The following is a 21,100-nucleotide window of genomic DNA, read 5'->3' on the forward strand; positions in this document are numbered from 1 at the left end:
GCTTGCGTAGTCCGCGACTACTCTGTTCGCTATTCCTTGAGCGCTCGACACCACGCGCGCGGACTTACGCCAACCATCCGTGTGAAATCTCGCGTGAGGTGACTCTGGTCGCAGAAGCCGCAGGCCGCGGCCACATCAGACGTCGACAACCGCCCGTCGCGCAGCATTTTCTTTGCCACCTCGATGCGGCGCTTCATTAGCCATCGGTGCGGCGCCATTCCTACGGAACGGCTAAACGCGCGCGAAAAATGGGCTTTTGTGAACCCGCATTCCCGCGCCAGCTCCTCGACCAGCACACCGCCTAGGTTGGTGTCGATCATCTCCATCGCGCGTCGCTCCTGCCATGGCGCGAGCCCACCCCCGACCGGCCGCGACACTGGCCACATGCCTCCATAGGTCTGGGCGACATGCACCCCCAACGCCAGCAGGACGTGGCCGACAAACAACGGGTTAGCTTGGTCGGGATGCCTGAGGGCGGGCAGCAGCAAGTTCCCGAGGCTGGAAATCGTGACGTCGTTGACGCCCGCGCCGGGCTTATAGCTCAGATCGCGAATGCGCGGCGCGTTGGCCTCGTCAGCGATCGCGTCCAGCGCCGCACGCGGCAGATAAAAAGCCAGAGTGTGACGGGGCTTGTCGAGGAGACCCCTGGGTTCTCGCTTCAGGTCATGGAGAGAACTCTCGCCAACCCGCAAGTCGCACACCGACGCTCGTCGGCCACCCTCCCAATACTCGCGATTGGGAACATCGCGGAGGTACAAAGCTAAGAGAAAAGCATCTTCCTGCCGAATCGGACCGCTCATTTCCGACGGCGGATTATCACATCGAATCTCCGTGACGGCTATGTCAGCGTTACGCAATGCCCGGGTCACGATCGCGGGTGCGTTTTCGACTCGCACTGCCTCGCCAAGCCGACGTCCATAAGCCTCGGTCATCGCTCCATCCATTCGAGGGTTTCGTCGTGCTCAAATGCCTACCGTCGGTCGACAAACGCCGCGATTGTGCGCGCGTAAAGTTAGCCACAACGAAGGTCGTAGGCTTTCCCACACCCTTGGAAACGGCGAACTGAACCTTGGTATAGCTCAACCACCCTCACGGAGGACGGAGCCGAACCCCGCGCCGCAGCGACCAAAATGACGGGCATGAGCAGCAGGCGCCGGCACGACGGTCCTGCGCTGCGCCTACTGTCGCTGAAGCCGGTTGCACAATGATCAGCCAGCAGATAACGGACAGGTGTCTTGTTCGCGCCCTCTGCGATGCCGTTGTGAATTCAGTTGCATCGCCGATAGCCGGCGCAGACGACCTATCGCGGATGCTTGGCTCGGGACATTCCTTGCCCGCGTCCATGCAGCCAACCTCTTCCGCCATGGAAGTCGGCCACTTCCCTTAGTCGACAAATTTAAAAAGAACGCACGGCTCCTTCAATGGCGTGTCCAGCGATGACGGCGATGGCAGGTGGATTTGCCATGGTCCTGTGTGTACCGAAAACCCTATCCGGATTTATCAGGTAACAGAATCGGCTAAGTTGGCGCGATGATCGCGCTGATTTGGTTTGTTCTGGCGGTGCTGGCCTCGCCATTGAAGTCGAAGAGCCGGCTTGAGGCGGAGAATGCGGTGCTCCGACATCAGCTGATCGTCTTGCGGCGCGCAGGGTGAGGGGTCGAGCTCAGCCTACCAACAACGACCGCTGGTTCCTCGTCCAGATGTATCGATGGTTTCCATCGATCCTGAAGGTGGTTACGATTGTCCAGCCTGAAACGCTGGTGCGGTGGCATCGGGCCGGCTTTCGTCGCTATTGGCGTTGGAAATCGAACTCGCGGGGAGGGCGCCCGCAAATCGAGATAGAGTTGCGCGCGCTGATTCGGCAGATCAGCACGGAGAACCAGCTTTGGGGGGCGCTACGCATCCACGGCGAACTGCTCAAGCTTGGGTTTAGCGTCGCTCAATCAACCGTCGCCACGTACATGGTGAAGCGACGTGGACCGCCCAGTCAGGGGGGAAGACGTTTCTGCGAAACCGCGCGCTGGACATTGCCGCCATGGACTTGTTCGTGGTCCCGACCATTGGCTTCAAACTGCTGTACGGCTTCGTGATGGTACGGATTGATCGCAGAGATCTCGTCTGGATCAACGTCACAACCAACCCGACGGCGGAGTGGATCGCACGCCAGATCACCGAGGCTTTTCCTTGGGACGGTGCTCCGGGTTACATGGTCCGTGATCGCGATCGGATCTATGGCGCCGTTGTCACACGCCGATTGCGAGCCATGGGCATTCGGGACCAACCGATTGCACCGGCCTCACCCTGGCAGAATGGCTTTGCCGAACGGCTGACATCAAATCGCATCCCACCCTTGGCGGACTTCATCACCATTACGTCCGCGTTTAGGTTTTCGGTACACACACCCCTATCACCTTAGGATGCTGGCCCATGCCGAGGTAGTCGTCCGAGCACCAGATCACGATGGGGCGGGGGCCGTCCGGGGAATGCCATATTGCATGCGGGAAGCGCCCGGCGATCCGCTCGAGATCGGCAAACACGCGGTAGCGCCGTTCCTGGTGCAGGCGGGCAAGCGCGGCGGAAAAGAAATGGAATAGCTAGAGAGTTCACCAGCCGGCCTAGTTCGTCGCTATCTGATCTGTGAAAGTTCCTTCCGCCATCCGCCCCGCGATCTGCAGACGGCTCGCTCATAGAATATCCAAAAAAAATGCAAGGATCAGCCCGACCAGCGCTGAACAGATCGCGAGACCGAACATTTTGGCGCGCGTAGCAGCAATCGAATTCTCCGCTTCGATGCGGTAACCAAAGCCATAACCAACAACAACTTCCACAAGGCCGTCGAACGCGGCAGCGGCTATCCTGTTGTTCGTTTCTACCGAAAATGACATCGGAAGCATCATAAGCCCATGATCGGGTGGACTGAGGGTTAAAACGACCGTTTCTGACCAATCGCGAACACGACTTTCGGCATGTTGGAGAGCGACGGTTACGTCTTCAATCACAACTCGTTCCCCAACGATCTTCAAATCATCCACGATATTCGCGTTCAGCTTTTCGACTTTTGTAACTGTCTCCTTCGCAATAACCTCGCCAAGATCCAATTGAATAAGGCTGCGAGCCTCGTTCAGTGAAGAGTGTGCCGAACGGGCCTGGTTGATACTCATCAGAGGTCCGTCGCATAGGCCCACAACGCGATCGCCGGAAGTGAGTGAAAGCGCCGCCAAGATTGCGATCGGTATATGAAGTGACATGTCAGCCTCCTTGCGACTAGTTCGTTGGTGTGGTCGGCCAGCCATTGACCCAGGGGCTCGCGTTTCATTTGGCCGGCGCACGACCTCGATCGTCGATCTCAATCGTGGCAGTCATGCCGGCCGTGAGCACGACGCCCGGGGGCACTTCATCGATATGGATGCGAACTGGAACGCGTTGTGCCAGGCGTACCCAGGTGAAAATGGGATTGACGGTAGCAACCCCTTGATTGTTGGGCTGCGCGTTCGCAACGTTGATGGCGCGGGCGATGCTGTCGACGTGACCGCGCACTATCTGATCGCGGCCCATCAGCTTGATTTGAGCCGGATCTCCTACCTGGATAGGAGCAAGGTTCGTCTCCTCGAAATATCCGTCGACCCAGAATGAATCGGCGTCGACAATAGAAATGGTGTTTACGCCTACATTGACGTAGTCGCCAAGCTGCGCCAACAAGTTCGTCACGTAACCGTCGACCGGAGCGAGAATGCGCGTGCGTTCGAGGTTCACCTGCGCCTGGTTTAGCTGGGCTTTGGCTTGCGCGAGACCTGCCTCGGCGTTCAAGCGCTGCGCTTTCAGCGACTCGACTTGCCGCAGCGCCTGATTGTGGTTTTCTTGCGCAGACTGCACTGCCGCTTCCTGCTGATGCAGCTGGGACGTAAACTGCTGGGCATTTTGAACGGTACCCCAGCCGTCCTTCGCCAGGGTTTGGTAACGGTCGGCCTGCTGCTGTGCAAATACGAGCGCGGCGTGCCCTCGCTGTAGTTGGGCCTCGCTGGCATTGATCTGTGCCTGCTGGACAGTCATTTGCGCGTCGATGTTCTGCACGTTCGCCTGCGCCTGCTGCACCGCCGCCTCGGATTGGCTGACCGCGATCCTGTAGTTGGTCGGATCAATGACCAGCAGTAGATCGCCTTTGCGAACGTATTTGTTGTCGACCACACGTAGCTCGACGATGCGCCCTGCGACCTCCGGCGCCATCGTGACGACATAGGCGCGCACGGTGGCGTCGCGCGTCCACGGTGCTCCCATGTAGACGTCCCACATCTTCCAACCGAGCAGTCCGGCAAGTGCAACCGCTGCCAGCGTGATCAATAATGGACGTATCTCCATACCGCGCTTGGTAGCGGTGGGGGATTCCGGCGGGCGTGAGGGGGCGTTTCTGTCGATATCATCCACCGCCTTGTCGCGCCTCGATGTAGCTTCAGTAACAGTCATGACGAGCTCACTCTGGTCAGAATGAAGGACGAAAGAACGATGATGTACACGGCAAATATGAATAGAGCCGGATGCCAGACGTACCGCAGCAGGCCCCAGCGGCCAGCGACCCGACGCAGCACGAAGGTAATGAGCCAGGCTTCGATCATCATGATTGAGATCGGCGCAACGTAGACACCGAAAAGGTTGATATCGGTAAACCTCATGCGGGCGTTCCTGCGTCGAAGTAAGCGCCATGCTCGGCAAGCGCCTCGGAGATAACCAGGATACGGCCGCGCGCTCGAAGGGCCATGGTTGCCTCAGCGCCGGCTTCACGCGTAGAGGCGAGTCGGTCGTCGAATTGACGCAGCTTCGCGATCGCTTCAGTGCTGTGTCCGAGCGCGATGTCATTGAGTGCGGCGTCGAGCTCCGCGGTCGTCCCAAGGTGGGTAGCCATTTGGCGAAGGCCGATGATCTCGGTGCCGACGGAAAGTACTGCGAGAAGCTGTGCGCGCTGCAACGGCGTTGCCTGATCTGGCAACGCCGTGAGCCGGCTGTAAAGGCGGCTCTCCCAATAGTCCGGTGTCGGAAGCACGGGAGCGATCGCTAGCCGACGCAGGTCACGGGAGGTCAGGGCGAGAAGGCGACGCACTCGAAGGGCCGGCGACAACGGAGGAAACAGCAAGAATGCCAGCGGTGCCACGGCGCAGCCTATGACGATCGCAAGCGCGGAATTGTAATATTGTGTGGTGTCGTAGTTCATCTCGTTGGTGGGCGCGAGGAGAGGGATGACGTTGAACGTCATGGCGGTTAGGACGGCGGTCACTATTGGTTGCCGGATCACGGCCATTGCAAAGCCGGCCGGCAAGAAGAGGAGACCCAAGGCGGCGCAAAAGGCCGGGAACGTTTGCAGCGCTGGCAGCATTGCGAATTTGATGGCTGCCGCACAGACCACGGCGCCCGCGGTGCCCAGCGCGAATGCGAGAGATCCGCCGTAGGCAAGATCGCCTTTCGGCGAAAGCAACACAACCAGGACCGCTACGAATACGATCGCCGAGGCGCCGTTTGGCCACGCGGTCACGACCCAGAAAAGCTCGACAGCACCGATAGCGAGAAATGCGCGTGCCGCATTGAGTAGAGCAGGCAACCAATCGGGTTCGGTTAATCGGACGCGAGGAGCGCGAGGGGAAGGTTGGCCGGGAGCATCCACAAGCAGCGTCAACCCATCGAGCACATGCAACATGCCGGCCAGCACCTTGGCCGCTTCGTCAGCGAGCAACCGCAACGATGGCGTGTCGGCGGGCAGGGCAATCAATGTCCGCACCGCCTCCTCGCAAACGCGGCGTAGGGCCAAAGGATCAGCGATCCAGAGCACCGGCGAGGCCGCCGTCGATACCGGTCGAAGCTCGGACGGGAGGCTTCGCAGCATGATGTCGGCCCCCTGCCGCCTTGCGGCCTCGGGCAAACGACTGAGATGCGTCGCCACTCCGCGCCAGCCGTCCAGCGCCCTGAACAAACCGTAGATGGCTGTTTGCAGCTTCGGCGAGTGGTAGCGCACGTGGCTGGATTCCCCGAGCGCCTGATCAACGACGGGGTCGAGCGCGATAACGCGCCGGACGAGCTCGCGGCGCTCGGCTTTCGTGTCCGGCAGTTGCGTCTCTGCAAGGGCGAGCATGCGGCCAAATCGTCCCATGATCTCGGCCGCAAGATTTGCAAATGATTCTGCGAGCCGGCGCTGGGCGCCGCCGAGATCAGTACCGGCGAGGACGATGCCGGCGCACGCGATCCCGATGCAGATCTCGCTCGCGCGCGTGACCGCCAGCAGGAAGACATCCGAACTAGCGCCTCCGGTCGCGCCGAGATTATCGGCGGCAATGATCGCTGCGGTATAGCCGGCGAGCGCGGCCGAGTAGGATGCAAAATTGCGGAGTACCGTGGCGGCGAAAGCGCAGAGACCGCACCAGAAGGCAAGAAGCACCAGAAAGGCAATGCGATCCTGCGGAAAGCACGCGGCCAGCACCACGATCATTGTGGCGCCGACCACGGTGCCGATCATCCGGAACCAGCCCTTGCGCAGCGAAGCTCCGAGCTGGGGTTGGCACACAATCGCCGCGGAGGTACCAGCCCAAAAGGGATTGTCGAGCTCGAGCCAGAACGCAACGAAGAGAGCGAGGCACACCGCCGCCCAGAGGCGCAGTGCGTACAGCAGTGGCGGAGCAGCCTTCGCCGCCTTCGCGAGGGCCGAGTTCCATCGGCCAATGGCACTTGCATCAGCTCTCGGTCCGGTCTGGTCGAATGCGTCTGCCATTACCAGTTCTCATCCAATTGCGACGCTTTACGGAGGATTTAACTCGCGCGTGCCCACCGCCTAGCTGTGCGATATCGTTCGGCGACAACAATCGTGAGCGAATAGGAGCGTCGCCGCCAAAGCGATCGTGTCCAAGCTGTCTCTCGCGTCAGTGGCTCAAGCTCGTGTTTCGAGGATTGAACAACCCCGGTCATGGCTATTCAGCCTTGTGGTGCTGATTGCAGTGCCGCCCTCGATATCGACCATGCATGTGCTGCGACGCATGATGCTGGCGTAGATTAAGTACACGACTTTCCAACGCATCCACTACAACCTCGGCGCCCCAATGAAATACCCACCCCACCATGGCGCCGAGCAGAACCTCGCTGCCGCGACGCAGTGCAACCAGGACGATAGGCGCCGAGGGCTGCGCGGTCAGCAGGATGATTGGACAGGTCCACATCGCGACACGAAGCTTTGGAAACTCGCGCACCATGAGTGCGCAGATCCCCACCGAGACCACCATCTGTAAGGTGGTGGAGGCTGCAAGGCGGGAGGCAACCTCGCTCACTCCGACTGTGACACCGATCCCCAGTAAGGTACCGAGAATGCGGCCAAGCAGGGACGAACGCGTTTCGTGCAAGTGCTCCTGTGAGACGATCACTGCCGACATCGCGGCCCAAAGCGCTTCATGTAATCCCAGCGCAGATGCCAGATCGTAGCCGACTGTTGCCGCTCCCGAGCAGCGCAGGATGAAGGCGATCGCTCGAATGCTATTCTTTCCCATCGGTCTCGCGTGCATTCGTCGTGTCTGCTTGCCAAGCGTGATGCTAATTATGTTGCGCGGTCCAATAGCCAAAGCATCGCTCACTCCCGGCGCGGCCGCTCCATCTTCCGCGCGAGCCGGAAGCGAATTTGTCCTGAACCGTAACTGGCGCATGAACGGATCCAGATTTCGCAACGTACCCCTTGAATTTCACGAGATTGGGATGAGACACAACTCCGTCAGAAGCGCGGCGCGTTGCCGATATTTCGAGCAATGATCTGCCTTAGAAAAAGTTAGCGCAGAGCGCTTGTTGAAACGTGCCAAAATTATTCCGAATCGTGCAATCGCGACGCGTGTCGTTGGATCTGAGCCCGTCATCTGACAGTTTTGAGCATGATTGGGCAAATCGAGCAGCCGCGTTCAATCGCGGCCGACATTGAATGCACGCACTGCCACCGTTCGAACTGAACACGACAGCTCTCATTTTGAAAGAATCGTGGAGTAGCGAGATGAACGTCAAGTCCATCTTTGCTCTAATCTTCCTGGATCATGTCAATTCCCACGCCATTCGAGCGGTAGATCGGCTTCAAAGCGGATCTGGGTGCGCCCGTGGATTGATCATCGGTGAGCCACCGCCAGTTTTAGCACGATGGTCCAGATCGAGCAGCCGCGTCCAAGAACCATTCTCGTAGAAGATGCATTGTGTGCTGCACGCAGCGACAGGCACAGCGCTACGAAAATGATGAAGTGTTCGTCGAAAATGATCCAGGAGCAGCGTGATGGATGCCCGAGACGGTTGGCGAAACGCGGATCGGCCTCGCATCATCATAGCGTACCGGTTCTGATCCTCATACAGAAGCAAGACAGAATGGACGATATCATTTCCTGTTCACCACAACGCGAACAACGAGATGTCCGCTGCCGGCGGCTTCTGTTCCGGAGCTGGCATCGCGGGACCCAGGAGAGTGACTTCATCCTCGGCTCGTTTGCCGAGAAATCACTCGATAGGCTCGACAGCGCTCAGCTAGACCGGTTCGAGGCGTTGCTTGATTGCGCCGACCCCGATCTGTTCGACTGGATCGTCGAAGGCAGCGCACCGCCGCCAGAACATGATCATGACGTAATGCGCCTGCTGCGCGGTTTCTGCGCCACGCAACGTCACACACATCAGCAGAACGAACAGGTCCCGATCTGAAAGCCCAGGAGCCTATCATGGAACGTCCGCTATCGCCCTTCATGTTTCCGATCTGGTATCGCTTCCAAATCACCTCGGCGCTGTCGATCCTTCACCGGCTCACGGGGATCGCGTTGGCACTGGGGTCAATGCTGCTTGTCTGGTGGCTCATCACCGTGGCAGCGGGTGGTGAGATGTTTGCAGCGACCCACGCGTTTCTCGCTTCACCGATCGGCATTGTGCTGTTGTTCGGCTGGTCCATCGCCTTCTTCTACCACTTGTGCAATGGCGTCCGTCACTTGGCGTGGGACGCCGGCTACGGCTTTGAAATCAGGAGCGCCTCTCGGAGCGGTTATGCTGTTCTCGCGGCGACCGTGCTGCTGACCGTCATGACCTGGCTCTATGTGTTTCTCGTTTAGGAGACTCCGATGACAAAGGCTTCTTCTCTATCGGATAAGACGGCACTGCGCGACGAGGTGGTGCCCCGCCGTGTCCGCCAGTTCGGCAGCGCGCGCGATGGACTGCGCGAATGGCGATTGCAGCGCTTGACGGCGATCGCGCTCATCCCGCTGAGCGTCTATTTCGCAGTGTCGATCCTGTCACTCGCGACCTCAGACCGAAAGACGGCCGCCGACTGGCTTGCCCAGCCTGTACCAGCCTTGCTCGTACTCCTTGTCGTTCTTGCCGGGATCACCCATGCGCTGATCGGTGTTCGCTCGGTCATTCTCGATTATGTGCACACGCGCGCCCGGCTGCTGGCAGCCGCGCTTCTCTTTCGGGCAGTTGCGGTCATTCTCGCAGGTGCCGGCGTCCTCGCTGTCCTCAAGCTCTTTCTCGGCCACTAAGGAGACCGGAATGCCCAACCCTTACGAAATCGTTGACCACTCCTTCGATGTGATCGTCCTCGGAGCCGGCGGCGCCGGGCTGCGGGCGACACTCGGCATGGTCGCGGCCGGCTTGAACACGGCCTGCATCACCAAGGTGTTTCCTACGCGAAGCCACACCGTCGCGGCACAGGGCGGCATCAGCGCCGCTCTGGGAAATATCGAAAACGACGAATGGCGCTGGCACATGTTCGACACGGTGAGAGGTTCCGACTGGCTCGGCGACCAGGACGCGATCGCGTACATGTGTCGCGAGGCGGTGGATGCGGTCATCGAGCTTGAGCATTTGGGCGTCCCGTTCAGCCGAACCGACGCCGGTAAGATCTATCAGCGGCGCTTCGGCGGGCACACTACGGAATATGCCAAGGGCGACATGGCCTATCGAGCCTGCGCCGCGGCTGATCGCACCGGCCACGCCATCCTGCACACGCTCTACCAGCAGTGCCTGAAGCACAAGGCCCGTTTCTTCATCGAGTATTTCGCACTCGATTTGCTGATGGACGACGACGGCGTCTGCCGGGGCTTGCTCGCCTGGTGCCTCGAAGACGGATCGATCCATCGCTTCCGCGCCAACATGACCGTCATAGCGACGGGCGGCTGCGGTCGCGTCTACCAGTCCTGCACCTCGGCGCACACCTGCACCGGTGATGGGAGCGCGATGGTGCTGCGCGCCGGCCTGCCGCTGCAGGACATGGAATTCATCCAATTTCATCCCACCGGCGTCTACGGTGCCGGCGTTTTGATTACCGAGGGTGCGCGCGGCGAGGGTGGCTATCTGACCAACAGCGAAGGCGAGCGGTTCATGCCAAAATATGCGCCGCGAGAGAAGGATTTGTCATCGCGCGACGTCGTCAGCAGGGCCGAAGCTGTGGAGATCCGGGAGGGGCGCGGGGTCGGCGAGAAAAAGGATCACATTCACCTTCATCTCGAGCATCTGCCCGCGGATGTGCTCAATGCGCGTCTGCCCGGCATTGTCCAGTCAGCGCGTACCTTCGCCGGCGTCGACGCCCACAAGGAGCCAATCCCCGTCATCCCGACCGTGCATTATGTCATGGGGGGCATTCCGACTAACATCAAGGCCGAAGTCGTTAATCCGACGAAGAACGACACCGAGACAGTTGTGCCGGGATTGATGGCGATCGGAGAAGCGGCATGTGTTTCGGTGCATGGTGCCAATCGGCTCGGCACCAACAGCTTGCTCGATCTCATCGTCTTCGGACGGGCGGCAGCGCTGCGCGCGGCCGAGCTGATCAAACCGGGAACTCGTGCGCGTGAGGTGAATGGTCACTCGCAGGAGGCCGCGTTGTCTCGTTTTGACCGGACCCGCCATAGCAAGGGCGGTAACAAACCCGGCGAGATTCGCCCACTGATGCAGGAAGCGATGCAATCGGGCTTTGGCGTGTTCCGTCGCGACGATACCCTGCAGGAGGGAATGAAGAAGCTGACGGACCTGCGCGACCCGCTGGAGCGCGTTACGGTCGATGACTCCTCACTGAAGTGGAACGTCGCGCTGGTCTCGGCGCTCGAGCTCGCCAACCTGGCGGAGCAGGCGGTCGTGATTGCTCATTCCGCCGTTGCCCGCACGGAATCGCGAGGCGCACATGCGCGAGATGACTTTCAGCAGCGCTGATGACAAGAATTGGCTCAAGCACACCGTTGCCTGGAAGGACGCGGATTGGAAGGTCACCTTCGACTATCGCCCGGTGCGTCTGAACACGCTCTCCAATGAAGTGGAAAGCTTTCCGCCGGCAGAGCGCACTCATTAGCGCTTCGGGCACGTCGATAGCAGCGAGGCGCCATCAAACCAGGAGAGTCCGAAAATGTCCGAGTTCACGCTTCCAGCGAATTCCAAAGTCGGCAAAGGCAAACACTGGCCGCCACCGAAAGACGGTGTGCACGTCAAGGGCTTCCGGATCTATCGCTGGGATCCGGACCAGAACGCCAACCCGACGATCGATGAATTCGAAATCGATCTCGATCATTGCGGACCAATGGTTCTCGATGCGCTCGTCAAGATCAATGACCAGATCGATCCGACGCTGTCGTTCCGGCGCTCCTGCCGTGAGGGCGTATGCGGCTCTTGCGCGATGAACATCGACGGACACAACACGCTGGCCTGTCTGACGCCCATCAACAGCCTGAAGGCGGGTGCGAGCCGAATCACGCCGCTGCCGCATTTGCCGGTCTTGAAGGATCTCATTCCTGACCTGACCGGATTGTACGCGCAATACGCGTTGATCGAGCCATGGCTGCAGTCGGATCAGCCGCCACCAGACCGCGAGCGCCGGCAATCTCCTGAGGATCGCGCGAAGCTGGATGGCCTGTGGGAGTGCATCCTTTGCTTCTGCTGCTCCACATCATGCCCGAGCTACTGGTGGAACCAGGACAAGTACCTTGGTCCGTCCATCCTTCTCCAGTCCTATCGCTGGCTCGCTGACAGTCGCGATCAGGCCACCGGCGAGCGGCTTGACCGCCTCGAGGATCCGTTCCGCCTCTATCGCTGCCATACGATCATGAACTGCACGAAGACGTGCCCGAAAGGACTGAACCCCGCGCGCGCGATCGGCAACACCAAACACATGATGTCCGAGCGCGGCTGATGTCACGGAGCAGATGAGAGCACCATGTCAAACTTTCGCACAGAAGCCGACGGGGTGGGCCGGATTGACGTGCCGGCCGACAAACTCTGGGGTGCGCAAACGCAGCGCTCCCTGCAGCATTTCAGCATCGGCCGCGACCTGATCCCGCGCGAGATGATCGTTGCTTACGCGGTCATAAAGCGCGCCGCCGCCGCAGCGAACCACAGCGATGGGCGGCTGCCCGATCAGGCTTGCGCGCTGATCACGCGCGTCTGCGACGAAATTCTTGCTGGCGGCCATCAAGACATGTTTCCGCTGCATGTTTGGATGACGGGTAGCGGCACCCAGTTCAACATGAACGTCAACGAGGTGGTCTCGAACCGGTGTTGTCAGCTGGCGGGCACGGAGCTCGGCAGCAAGCATCCGGTTCATCCAAACGATCACGTCAACATGTCGCAGTCGTCGAACGACTCCTTTCCATCGGCGATGCACATTGCCGCCGCCGTCAATGTCAAGGAGCGGCTGATTCCTGCCGTCACCGCGCTACGCAATGCGATTGCGGCCAAGGCAGCTGAATGGGACGACATCGTGAAGATCGGCCGCACCCACATGCAGGATGCGACGCCACTCACTCTCGGCCAGGAATGGTCGGGTTATGCCGCGATGCTGACGGACGACCTGGAGCGGGTCGAGCAGACGTTGCCGGGTATCTACCGACTCGCGCTCGGCGGTACGGCGGTCGGGACCGGGATCAACAGCGCGCCCGGCTTCGGGGAAGCCGCCGCGGTGGAAATCGCCAGGCTTACTAATCTTCCCTTTGTGAGTGCGCCCAACAAATTTGCTGTTCAGGGTGCCCATGATGCGCTCGTCCAACTCTCCGGGACGCTGCGCACCCTGGCGGTCTCGCTCTACAAGATCGGCAACGATATCCGGCTGCTTTCGTGCGGCCCGCGGGCCGGCTTCGCCGAGTTGCTGATTCCCGAGAACGAACCCGGGTCCTCGATCATGCCGGGAAAGGTCAATCCAACGCAGGCTGAAGCACTGACGATGATCGCCGTGCAGGTCATGGCGAACGATGTCGCGGTCGGCTTTGGCGGCGCCGGAGGCTATCTCGAAATGAACGTCTACAAACCGCTGATGATCGCCAATCTGACCCAATCGATCACGCTGCTCAGCGACGGGTGCACGAATTTCCGCCAATTCCTGGTCGAAGGAACGCGGCCGAATCGAAAGAAGATTTCCGAATATGTGCAGCGCTCGCTGATGCTGGTCACGGCGCTGGCTCCCGTCATCGGATATGACAAGGCATCAGCGATCGCTCATTTCGCAGCGGAGCATGATCTGACCTTGAAAGAGGCGGCCCTACAACTCGGCCACGTCGACGAGGCGACCTTCGACCGCGTCGTCGATCCGGCAAAGATGGTCAGACCCTATGTAGCAAATAATGCCGATCATGGCGTTCAGGCCGCAGGCGCTGACGCGCGCCTCAACAAGGGGGGTACCGCCTTCCCGGAAGCAGAGCGAAGTGCTTCCGGTCGCCAACGGACATGACCGATGGCAACTCTTTCGTCAATTGATTCCGGACTGCCCTTCGGCGATTTTCGCGCGGTTATAGAGCGGTTGCCGCCGCTGGACGAGCGCGCGGCTGCTCGCGTTCGCGATGATTTCGGCCGCATCGAAAAGCCCAAAAATTCGCTTGGCCGCATCGAAATGGTTGCCGCTTGGCTCGCCGCTTCGACGGGTCGGCCGCCAGCTGTTCTGCGCCCGATCGTGGCAGTCTTCGCCGGCGATCACGGGATCGCGCGCCATGACGTCTCACCGCGCCCCATTGAGGCCACGCAGCGCTTTGTCGAGCTTGCGGCGGCCGGCGGCGGGGGAGTCAACCAGGTTTGTGCCGCCCACGGCCTCGGGCTGAAGCTCTACGACCTCGCGCTCGACTTGCCGACTGCCGATTTTACCATGGGCGCCGCGCTGGACGAGCGAGGTTGCGCAGCAACCATGGCATTCGGCATAGAGGCAGTCACCGACGGCGTCGATCTCATCGCACTCGCGAGTATCGGTGTCGGTGGTTCGACTGCAGCCGCGGCGATATCGGCCGCGATCTTCGGGGGCAGCGGTGCCGACTGGGTTGGCGCGGGTTCAGGGGCCGATGCTGCGATGATCGGCCGGAAGGCAGAGACTGTCGATCATGCGCTCGCCCTGCACTCCGGTCATCTCGATGATCCGCTCGAAGTTCTGCGCCGCTTGGGCGGGCGCGAATTCGCGGCGATCGCCGGCACAATCATCGCGGCGCGGACACAGGTTGCCGTCGTCCTCGAGGGCTTTGCAGCGACAGCGGCCGCGGCTGTGCTTCATCGTGCCAATCCGGCGGCTCTCGACCACTGCCTGCTGGCCTACGTCGCCGCGACCGAGCCCGGCCATCGTCGACTCGCGGAGAAGATCGGCCTGACACCGCTCTTCGATCTCGGGATGGGCGAGGGAGAGGGCACCGGCGCCGCACTCGCCGCCGGCACGGTCAAGGCGGCTGCGCTCATCCATTCAGGGATGCTCGCGGCAGACACTGTCGAAATCGCACAAATGGAGCAAACATGATGAACGCACCAACCAAAATGACTTCGAAGCAGCCTACCGGTTACGATCGTCTGCACAACGCGCGTCTCAACAAAGGTACCGCATTCACGGAGGCAGAGCGCAGTGCTTTCGGTCTCGAAGGCTTGCTGCCGCCGGCAGTGCTTTCGCTCGAGCTGCAGGTCGCGCGCCGGCACGATGAGATCGTCCGTCTCGAAAGCGATTTGCTCAAGTATCTCGTATTGTCAGATCTGCAGGCACGCAACGAGACGCTCTATTACGCGGTTCTGAGGTCGGATCCGGCGACCCATATGCCGATTGTGTATACGCCTACGGTCGGCGAGGCGTGCCAGAAATTCGGTCATATCTTCCGCCAGCCGCGCGGCATCTATCTCCCGATCACCGCGCGCGGTCGCGTCAAGGAGCTTCTGTCCAATTGGCCCGAAAAGGATGTGCGTTTCATCGTCGTCACCGACGGCGAGCGCATTCTCGGGCTGGGGGACCTTGGTGCCGGCGGCATGGGCATTCCGATCGGGAAACTTGCTCTGTGCACGGCATGTGCCGGCGTGCCGCCGCAATACTGCCTGCCGGTCGTTATCGACGTCGGCACAAACAACCACGCTCTGGTGGAGGATCCGCTCTACCTGGGACTACGGCAAAGCCGCGTCCGCGGCGACGAATATGCAGCATTCATTGATGAGTTCGTGGCGGCGGTGCAGCAGCTCTACCCGAAATGCTGCATCCAGTGGGAAGACTTTGCGAACATCAACGCCGTGCCGATCCTCGAGCGCTACCGCAACGAGGTCTGCACTTTCAATGACGACATCCAGGGCACTGCGGGAGTGGCCCTCGCTGGAGTCCTTGCATCGTTGCGCATCACGAAACAAAAGATCACCGATCAGCGGTTCCTGTTTCTCGGCGCCGGCTCGGCGGGAACCGGAATTGCAGAGCTGATCAGCCAGGCCATGGCCGAAGCCGGCATGGATATACACGAAGCCAGGCGCCGCAACGCCCTCTTCGATGTCAATGGTCTGCTCGTCACCTCGCGCAAGGATGTCGCGGATTTTCAGCGTCCGTTCGCGCAGGACCGACAGCCGATCGCGTCGTTCGTCGAGGCGGTTAGGGCCCTGAAGCCGACCGGGATCATCGGGGTAAGCGGAATCCCGAAGCTGTTCACCCGTGAGGTGGTCGAAACCATGGCCGAGCTTAATCAGAGGCCGATAATCTTTCCGTACTCGAATCCGACCTCGCGCTCCGAATGCTCGGCCGAGGAAGCCTATCGCTGGTCAGGCGGTCGCGCCATTTTTGCCAGCGGCAGCCCGTTTCCCCTAGTCGAGATCGGCGGCCGGAAATTTGTCCCGAACCAGGGCAACAACGTCTACATCTTCCCAGCCATGGCCATGGCGCTCTTTGCCACGGAGGCAGAGCGGGTCACCGACGAAATGTTCCTCACCGCCGCCATTGCCGAACAGGTCAGTGAGGACAACCTCGCAGCGGAGCTCATCTATCCGCCGCGCGAACGGATTTTTGCCACCTCACTGCACGTGGCCGAGCGGGTTGCCGCCTGCATCTTCAACGAGGGCCTGGCACGGGTGCCCCGGCCTGCTGATGTCGGTGCGCTGATCCGATCGCGCGTCTACCGACCGGTCTACCCTGAGTGAGGACGATTTGAACCGCTGATGAAAGGATTTCGGACTGTGGAATCGGTCGGCGACCGGCTCGGCACGAAGTTATTGATATTCGTGCTGAGCGTCATTGCAGGCAGCGTGGACGTGATCGGGTTCCTCGGACTCGGGGCCTTGTTCATCGCGCACATCACGGGCAATCTCGTGGTACTCGCGGCAAGAACCGCGGCAGGAGAGCAAGCGTCGGCGGCACATTTGCTGTCCGTGCCGGTGTTCATCGTCGCGCTCTTTGCAGCGCGACTTCTGGCGGCAACACTCGCTCGCTTCGGGATTGCCACCCTGAGACCGTTGTTGCTCCTGCAGGTTCTGTTCCTTGCCGGGTTTCTTGCGATATCGATCGAGGTTGGCTCCTCGGCCGACCCGAACGCCGCAGTAATGATATTTACTGCCATGCTTGGCGTTTCCGCGATGGCTGTACAGAACATTCTTGTGCAAGTTTCGCTCAAGGAGGCGCCGTCCACTGCGGTGATGACGACCAACTTGACGCGGTTTGTCGTAGATCTTGGTGAGGTGTGGTTCGGAGGGGACGCGGCTGGACGCGCCAAGGCCGTGGCACGGGCGCGGCGCACCGGAATAGCGATTGCCGGCTTCGTTATCGGGGCTTGCCTTGGCGCCTGGTGTCAGGCGCGCCTCGGGCTGTGGTCGCTCGCGATGCCCACCGGTCTTGCACTGGCAGCGCTTGCCATCACTTACTGCTCAGACGGGTTCGTGCAGGCTGCCGATCGTGCCCAGTAATCGATGCAGGGTGAAGCCGTCTGACATGCCAAGAAGTGCGTTCTGAATTGCGTCAGGAATAAACAAGTCGACGCGCTTCAATCAAATCAATCGTGGCTGATTTCGGTAATCTCTTTTGCCGGACATGGCTCGTAGATGACTGAAAGCACTCCTGCCGTAACGGCGAAGCGTAAGGTCCCTCACTTCGCCGAGAGGGTCTCCGCGGCACCCCCGTCCCGCGGAGACCCTCAGCGGGGGAGGCGTTCTAGCGATAAGAAGGAAGAATCGATGAGCAAAACTGCATCCGAATATCTGGTCGAAGCGCTCGAGAAGACGAGCGTGAAGCGCGTCTACGGCGTGGTGGGAGACTCGCTGAACGGCATCACTGACGCGCTGCGGCGGAGAAAATCGATCGACTGGATCCATATGCGTCATGAAGAGGCTGCCGCCTTTGCGGCGGGAGCTGAAGCTCACCTCACCGGAAGTCTTGCGGTCTGCGCCGGCAGCTGCGGCCCAGGCAACCTTCATCTGATCAACGGCCTGTTCGACTGCCAGCGCAATGGCGTGCCGGTTCTGGCAATCGCTGCCCACATCCCCAGCAGCGAAATCGGTATCGATTATTTCCAGGCAACCCATCCGGAAAACCTGTTCAGGGATTGCAGCCATTATGTCGAGCTGGTTTCCAATCCCAAGCAGCTTCCACAGATTTTGAAACGGGCAATCCGGGTAGCCATCGCCAAGCGAGGTGTTGCAGTCGTTGTGCTGCCTGGCGACGTCGCGCTGATGAAGATTGATGCGGATGTTCCGGAATGGATGGCGCCCGCTGCGCCTGTCTTGCGGCCAAGCGAGGCTCATATCGGGCATCTGGCAGACCTTCTCAATAATGCATCGCGGGTGACGTTGTTCTGCGGCGCGGGATGTGCAGGCGCTCACGCAGAAGTCATCGAACTGGCCCGCAAACTCAAGGCGCCGATTGTGCACGCCTTTCGCGGCAAGGAATTCATCGAATACGACAACCCTTACGACGTAGGGATGACCGGTCTCGTAGGCTTTGCGTCAGGCTACGCGGCGATGAAGAATTGCGACGCTCTCCTGATGCTCGGGACAGATTTTCCCTACCGGGCGTTCTATCCGGAGCACGCAAAAATCGCACAGGTGGATGTGCGGCCGGAAGCGCTTGGCAATCGCTGTTCGCTTCACCTCGGCCTGCTCGGGACCGTCAAGGATACGTTGCAGGCCGTTTTGCCGGTGGTCGAGGAGAAGACGGACTCCAGCCATCTCAACGATGCCTTGATCGACTACAAGAAAGCCAGGAAAGCTCTCGACTCGCTGGCGAAGAGTGGTCCGAACAGTAACGTCATCCATCCGCAATATGTCACCCGTCTGGTGAGTGAACTCGCCGCCGACGATGCCATATTCACCTGCGACGTTGGAACCCCGATCATCTGGACGGCGCGCTATCTGAAGGTCAATGGCAGGCGCCGAATCGTCGGTTCTTTCAATCACGGATCGATGGCGAATGCGATGCTCCAGGCGATCGGCGCGCAAGCGACGTACCCGGATCGCCAGGTCATCTCGATGTCAGGCGACGGCGGCTTCAGCATGATGATGGGAGATTTTATCACCCTGACCCAGATGGGGCTGCCGGTGAAGGTGATCGTCCTCAACAATGGTACGCTCGGCTTTGTCGAAATGGAGATGAAGGCCAACGGGTTCCTGGACACGGGCTGCGATCTCAAGAACCCGAATTTTGCGCTGATGGCAGAGGCCACAGGCGTCCGCGGCATCAGGGTTGAAAAGCCGCAGGAGTTGAAGGGCGCCATCGAGGCAGCGCTGGCACACAAGGGCCCGGTCTTGCTCGACGTGGTGAGTGCCCGGCAGGAGCTCGCCATGCCGCCCAAGACGACCGTCGATCAGGCCTATCACTTCGGGATGTTCATGATGAAAGCGGTTCTTGATGGCCGCGCCGCTCAACTAATCGACCTAGCGAAGGTCAATCTCTCTCGCTGAGAGTCGCCAGGAAAAGGGCGCGAAAATTGATGTGGACCGCACTTCTACTATCCCGGCTGCAGTTTGCCTTCACGGTCTCGTTTCACATCATCTTTCCGTCATTCACGATCGGGCTTGCCGCGTGGCTGACGTACTCGAGACGTTCCACCTGGTCACCGGCAAGCCGGTGTATCGCCGTATCTTCGAATTCTGGCTCAAGATATTCGGCGTGACATTTGGTATGGGTGTCGTCTCCGGTATCGTGCTCGCCTTTGTATTTGGAATGAACTGGAGCCGACTGTCGGAGGTGACGGGACCTATTCAGGGACCATTGCTGATATATGAGAGCTTCACGGCATTTGCCCTGGAGGCCTCGTTCTTCGGCGTGCTGATCTTCGGGCGAAGCCGGGTACCGCCGCTGGTGTACCTGTTTTCAACCATGATGGTGGCGCTTGGCACGACTTTCAGCGCCTTCTGGATCATGGTGAACAACGGCTGGATGCAGGCCCCGGCAGGCTACGCGATCGAGAACGACATCTTCGTCCCGACCGATGGGAAGGCGATCATCTTCAGTCCGGTCGTATGGGTCCGCTTTCCTCATGGGGGCCGGTTGTGGGCGGAAACCAAACCTAGAGGGGCTATATTTCGGTTCACGTTGCCAATGCGGAAACGGTCGCGTGATCTGCGTGCGGTGATAGCTCGACTGGTATGCTCCTGCCAAACCAGCTAGCCGAGTTTTTCGCTGCTTGCCGTCGCCAGTGGTACTGCGGGCGCGGCAGACAGACAGAGCATGCATATATTGAAACAGGCGCCGCGATTATAGGATTCTGCGATTGCCTATTTCGATTGCCTAAACGTTAGCTTAGCACAAGGAACTAGAGACTGGCGTCGGCCGTAGATCGTCATTTTATCGAACTGGTCGCCTTGCACCCCCGAACCAAAACGGAACTGGCCAGACACTTCGACTGTCCGTCTGTTCAGCTCCATTTCGTGGGCAAACAGCTCTGCGACTTGAATTTTGTTACGGTAGTTCAAAACCCAGAGCGTTACGACTATGACCCGTTCGGTTTAGCCACAGTTCTCGAATGGATCATGCGGATACAGTCCATCCAAGCCGGTACATCTCATAAGAACTTATCCTAGCGCTTCGTGAAGAGATCTTCGATCGGCTTTATGCACAGCTCTCGCGAGAGCCACTACTGATCCGCAATAGCGTCGAGAGAGGGACGTTCAAAGTTTTCGCTGCGCGCGCCAAGAGTATGTTGCGCAACGCGACATTGCCTGCTCGGTTAACTTTATCGACAAAGCTGGCGCACTTTCTCCCGTATCCGTACCCGCTCTTGGCCTGCGTGAAGTTCCGGTCCCGCGTGTTGACGGCCTTGAACTTGCTGCCGTCGATCGCAACGCTCGCCTCGCTGAACAGCTCAAGGCGTCGGCACAGCACCACGAACTCACGGCAGACCTTGCGGATGGCCTCGCCATTGTCTTTCCGGAAGTCGGCTATCGTCTTGAAGTCCGGCATCAGGCGGCCGGTCAACCAAACCAACTCGATGTTGCGCTGGCATTCTCTCTCCAGGCGCCGGCTCGACTGCACCCGATTGAGGTATCCGTAGACGTAAATCTTCAACAGCGTCGCAGGATGATAGGCCGGCCTTCCTGTCGCCTCCGGCTCAACGCCGTCAAAGCCGAGCTTGGCTAGGTCAAGCTCATCGACCAACACATCGATCGCCCGGACCGGATTGTCCTCGCCCAAATAGTCATCCAGCCGCTCGGGAAATAACGCGCTCTGATCGCGATCATCGCCAACGACAAAGCGCGTCATCGAATCCTCCCGCCAAATCACAGGAGAATCATATCATTGAGCGTCGTTTTCACACAGTCTGGACCCATAGACGACATCGGGGGCCGGCGTGGAGACAACTTATCTAGAGCGTTAGCCTGAAGAGACTAGCTAAAATTCGACGCTTCTAGCGTGCGGAAGGTTGACTGGCATTTGGTATGCGACCGATGATCC

At 59.9% G+C, this 21,100-nt stretch carries 16 protein-coding genes and 4 pseudogenes; 12 read left to right on the forward strand and 8 right to left on the reverse strand.

Annotated features, from left to right (window positions below):
• Positions 1-29: 29 nt before the first annotated feature.
• Positions 30-701, reverse strand: a complete 672-nt coding sequence (locus V1289_RS33970; RefSeq protein ID WP_334402615.1) for a helix-turn-helix transcriptional regulator — start codon at positions 699-701, stop codon at positions 30-32.
• Positions 702-2,035: 1,334 nt separating this feature from the next.
• On the opposite strand from V1289_RS33970, the gene V1289_RS33975 reads away from it, so the two are divergent.
• Entirely contained in the window at positions 2,036-2,416 is a 381-nt protein-coding gene (locus tag V1289_RS33975; RefSeq protein ID WP_334402617.1) for a hypothetical protein, read from the forward strand.
• On the opposite strand, the pseudogene V1289_RS33980 reads toward V1289_RS33975, so the two are convergent.
• The 6 genes and pseudogenes from V1289_RS33980 to V1289_RS34005 form a co-directional block, all read right to left on the reverse strand.
• Positions 2,394-2,561, reverse strand: a pseudogene (locus V1289_RS33980) (5-aminolevulinate synthase); the annotation flags it as partial. The gene V1289_RS33975 and the pseudogene V1289_RS33980 overlap by 23 nt on opposite strands.
• 123 nt (positions 2,562-2,684) lie before the next feature.
• Positions 2,685-3,248 carry a hypothetical protein gene (locus tag V1289_RS33985; protein ID WP_334402619.1) on the reverse strand — a complete coding sequence of 188 codons (564 nt, stop codon included), beginning with the start codon at positions 3,246-3,248 and terminating at the stop codon, positions 2,685-2,687.
• 64 nt (positions 3,249-3,312) lie between these two features.
• Entirely contained in the window at positions 3,313-4,461 is a 1,149-nt protein-coding gene (locus V1289_RS33990; RefSeq protein ID WP_334402621.1) for an HlyD family secretion protein, read from the reverse strand.
• Positions 4,458-4,667 (reverse strand): DUF1656 domain-containing protein, encoded by a 210-nt coding sequence (locus V1289_RS33995; protein WP_334402622.1) that lies wholly within the window; start codon positions 4,665-4,667, stop codon positions 4,458-4,460. The genes V1289_RS33990 and V1289_RS33995 overlap by 4 nt, the downstream gene beginning before the upstream one ends.
• Positions 4,664-6,748, reverse strand: coding sequence for an FUSC family protein (locus tag V1289_RS34000; RefSeq protein ID WP_334402623.1), 2,085 nt, complete (start codon positions 6,746-6,748; stop codon positions 4,664-4,666). The genes V1289_RS33995 and V1289_RS34000 overlap by 4 nt, the downstream gene beginning before the upstream one ends.
• A 196-nt stretch (positions 6,749-6,944) precedes the next feature.
• A complete protein-coding gene (locus V1289_RS34005) occupies positions 6,945-7,514 on the reverse strand; it encodes an FUSC family protein (protein WP_334402625.1) in 570 nt (189 codons plus the stop codon).
• An 847-nt stretch (positions 7,515-8,361) separates the two neighbouring features.
• On the opposite strand from V1289_RS34005, the gene V1289_RS34010 reads away from it, so the two are divergent.
• The 11 genes and pseudogenes from V1289_RS34010 to V1289_RS34060 all read left to right on the forward strand — a co-directional run.
• Entirely contained in the window at positions 8,362-8,688 is a 327-nt protein-coding gene (locus V1289_RS34010) for a succinate dehydrogenase assembly factor 2 (protein WP_334402628.1), read from the forward strand.
• Positions 8,689-8,705: 17 nt separating this feature from the next.
• A complete protein-coding gene (gene sdhC, locus V1289_RS34015; RefSeq protein WP_334402631.1) occupies positions 8,706-9,086 on the forward strand; it encodes a succinate dehydrogenase, cytochrome b556 subunit in 381 nt (126 codons plus the stop codon).
• Positions 9,087-9,095: 9 nt separating this feature from the next.
• A complete protein-coding gene (gene sdhD / locus V1289_RS34020) occupies positions 9,096-9,512 on the forward strand; it encodes a succinate dehydrogenase, hydrophobic membrane anchor protein (protein WP_334402633.1) in 417 nt (138 codons plus the stop codon).
• A 97-nt stretch (positions 9,513-9,609) separates the two neighbouring features.
• Positions 9,610-11,317: pseudogene (sdhA, locus tag V1289_RS34025) on the forward strand (succinate dehydrogenase flavoprotein subunit).
• A 54-nt stretch (positions 11,318-11,371) separates the two neighbouring features.
• Positions 11,372-12,151, forward strand: coding sequence for a succinate dehydrogenase iron-sulfur subunit (locus V1289_RS34030; RefSeq protein ID WP_334402635.1), 780 nt, complete (start codon positions 11,372-11,374; stop codon positions 12,149-12,151).
• 24 nt (positions 12,152-12,175) lie between these two features.
• A complete protein-coding gene (gene fumC, locus V1289_RS34035) occupies positions 12,176-13,681 on the forward strand; it encodes a class II fumarate hydratase (RefSeq protein WP_334402637.1) in 1,506 nt (501 codons plus the stop codon).
• Between the two features lie 21 nt (positions 13,682-13,702).
• A complete protein-coding gene (locus tag V1289_RS34040; protein ID WP_334407788.1) occupies positions 13,703-14,722 on the forward strand; it encodes a nicotinate-nucleotide--dimethylbenzimidazole phosphoribosyltransferase in 1,020 nt (339 codons plus the stop codon).
• A complete protein-coding gene (locus V1289_RS34045; protein WP_442896213.1) occupies positions 14,722-16,359 on the forward strand; it encodes an NAD-dependent malic enzyme in 1,638 nt (545 codons plus the stop codon). The genes V1289_RS34040 and V1289_RS34045 overlap by 1 nt, the downstream gene beginning before the upstream one ends.
• A 36-nt stretch (positions 16,360-16,395) precedes the next feature.
• Positions 16,396-17,118 (forward strand): YoaK family protein, encoded by a 723-nt coding sequence (locus V1289_RS34050; RefSeq protein WP_334402639.1) that lies wholly within the window; start codon positions 16,396-16,398, stop codon positions 17,116-17,118.
• Between the two features lie 267 nt (positions 17,119-17,385).
• Positions 17,386-19,107: a ubiquinone-dependent pyruvate dehydrogenase gene (gene poxB, locus V1289_RS34055; RefSeq protein WP_334402641.1), complete on the forward strand. Its 1,722-nt coding sequence runs from the start codon at positions 17,386-17,388 to the stop codon at positions 19,105-19,107.
• A gap of 29 nt (positions 19,108-19,136) precedes the next feature.
• Positions 19,137-19,687: pseudogene (locus tag V1289_RS34060) on the forward strand (cytochrome ubiquinol oxidase subunit I); the annotation flags it as partial.
• Positions 19,688-20,425: 738 nt separating this feature from the next.
• On the opposite strand, the pseudogene V1289_RS34065 reads toward V1289_RS34060, so the two are convergent.
• Positions 20,426-20,908 (reverse strand): annotated as a pseudogene (locus V1289_RS34065) (transposase); the annotation flags it as partial.
• Between the last annotated feature and the right edge of the window lie 192 nt (positions 20,909-21,100).

This window comes from Bradyrhizobium sp. AZCC 2289 (assembly GCF_036924615.1).
Taxonomy (GTDB): Bacteria; Pseudomonadota; Alphaproteobacteria; order Rhizobiales; family Xanthobacteraceae; genus Bradyrhizobium.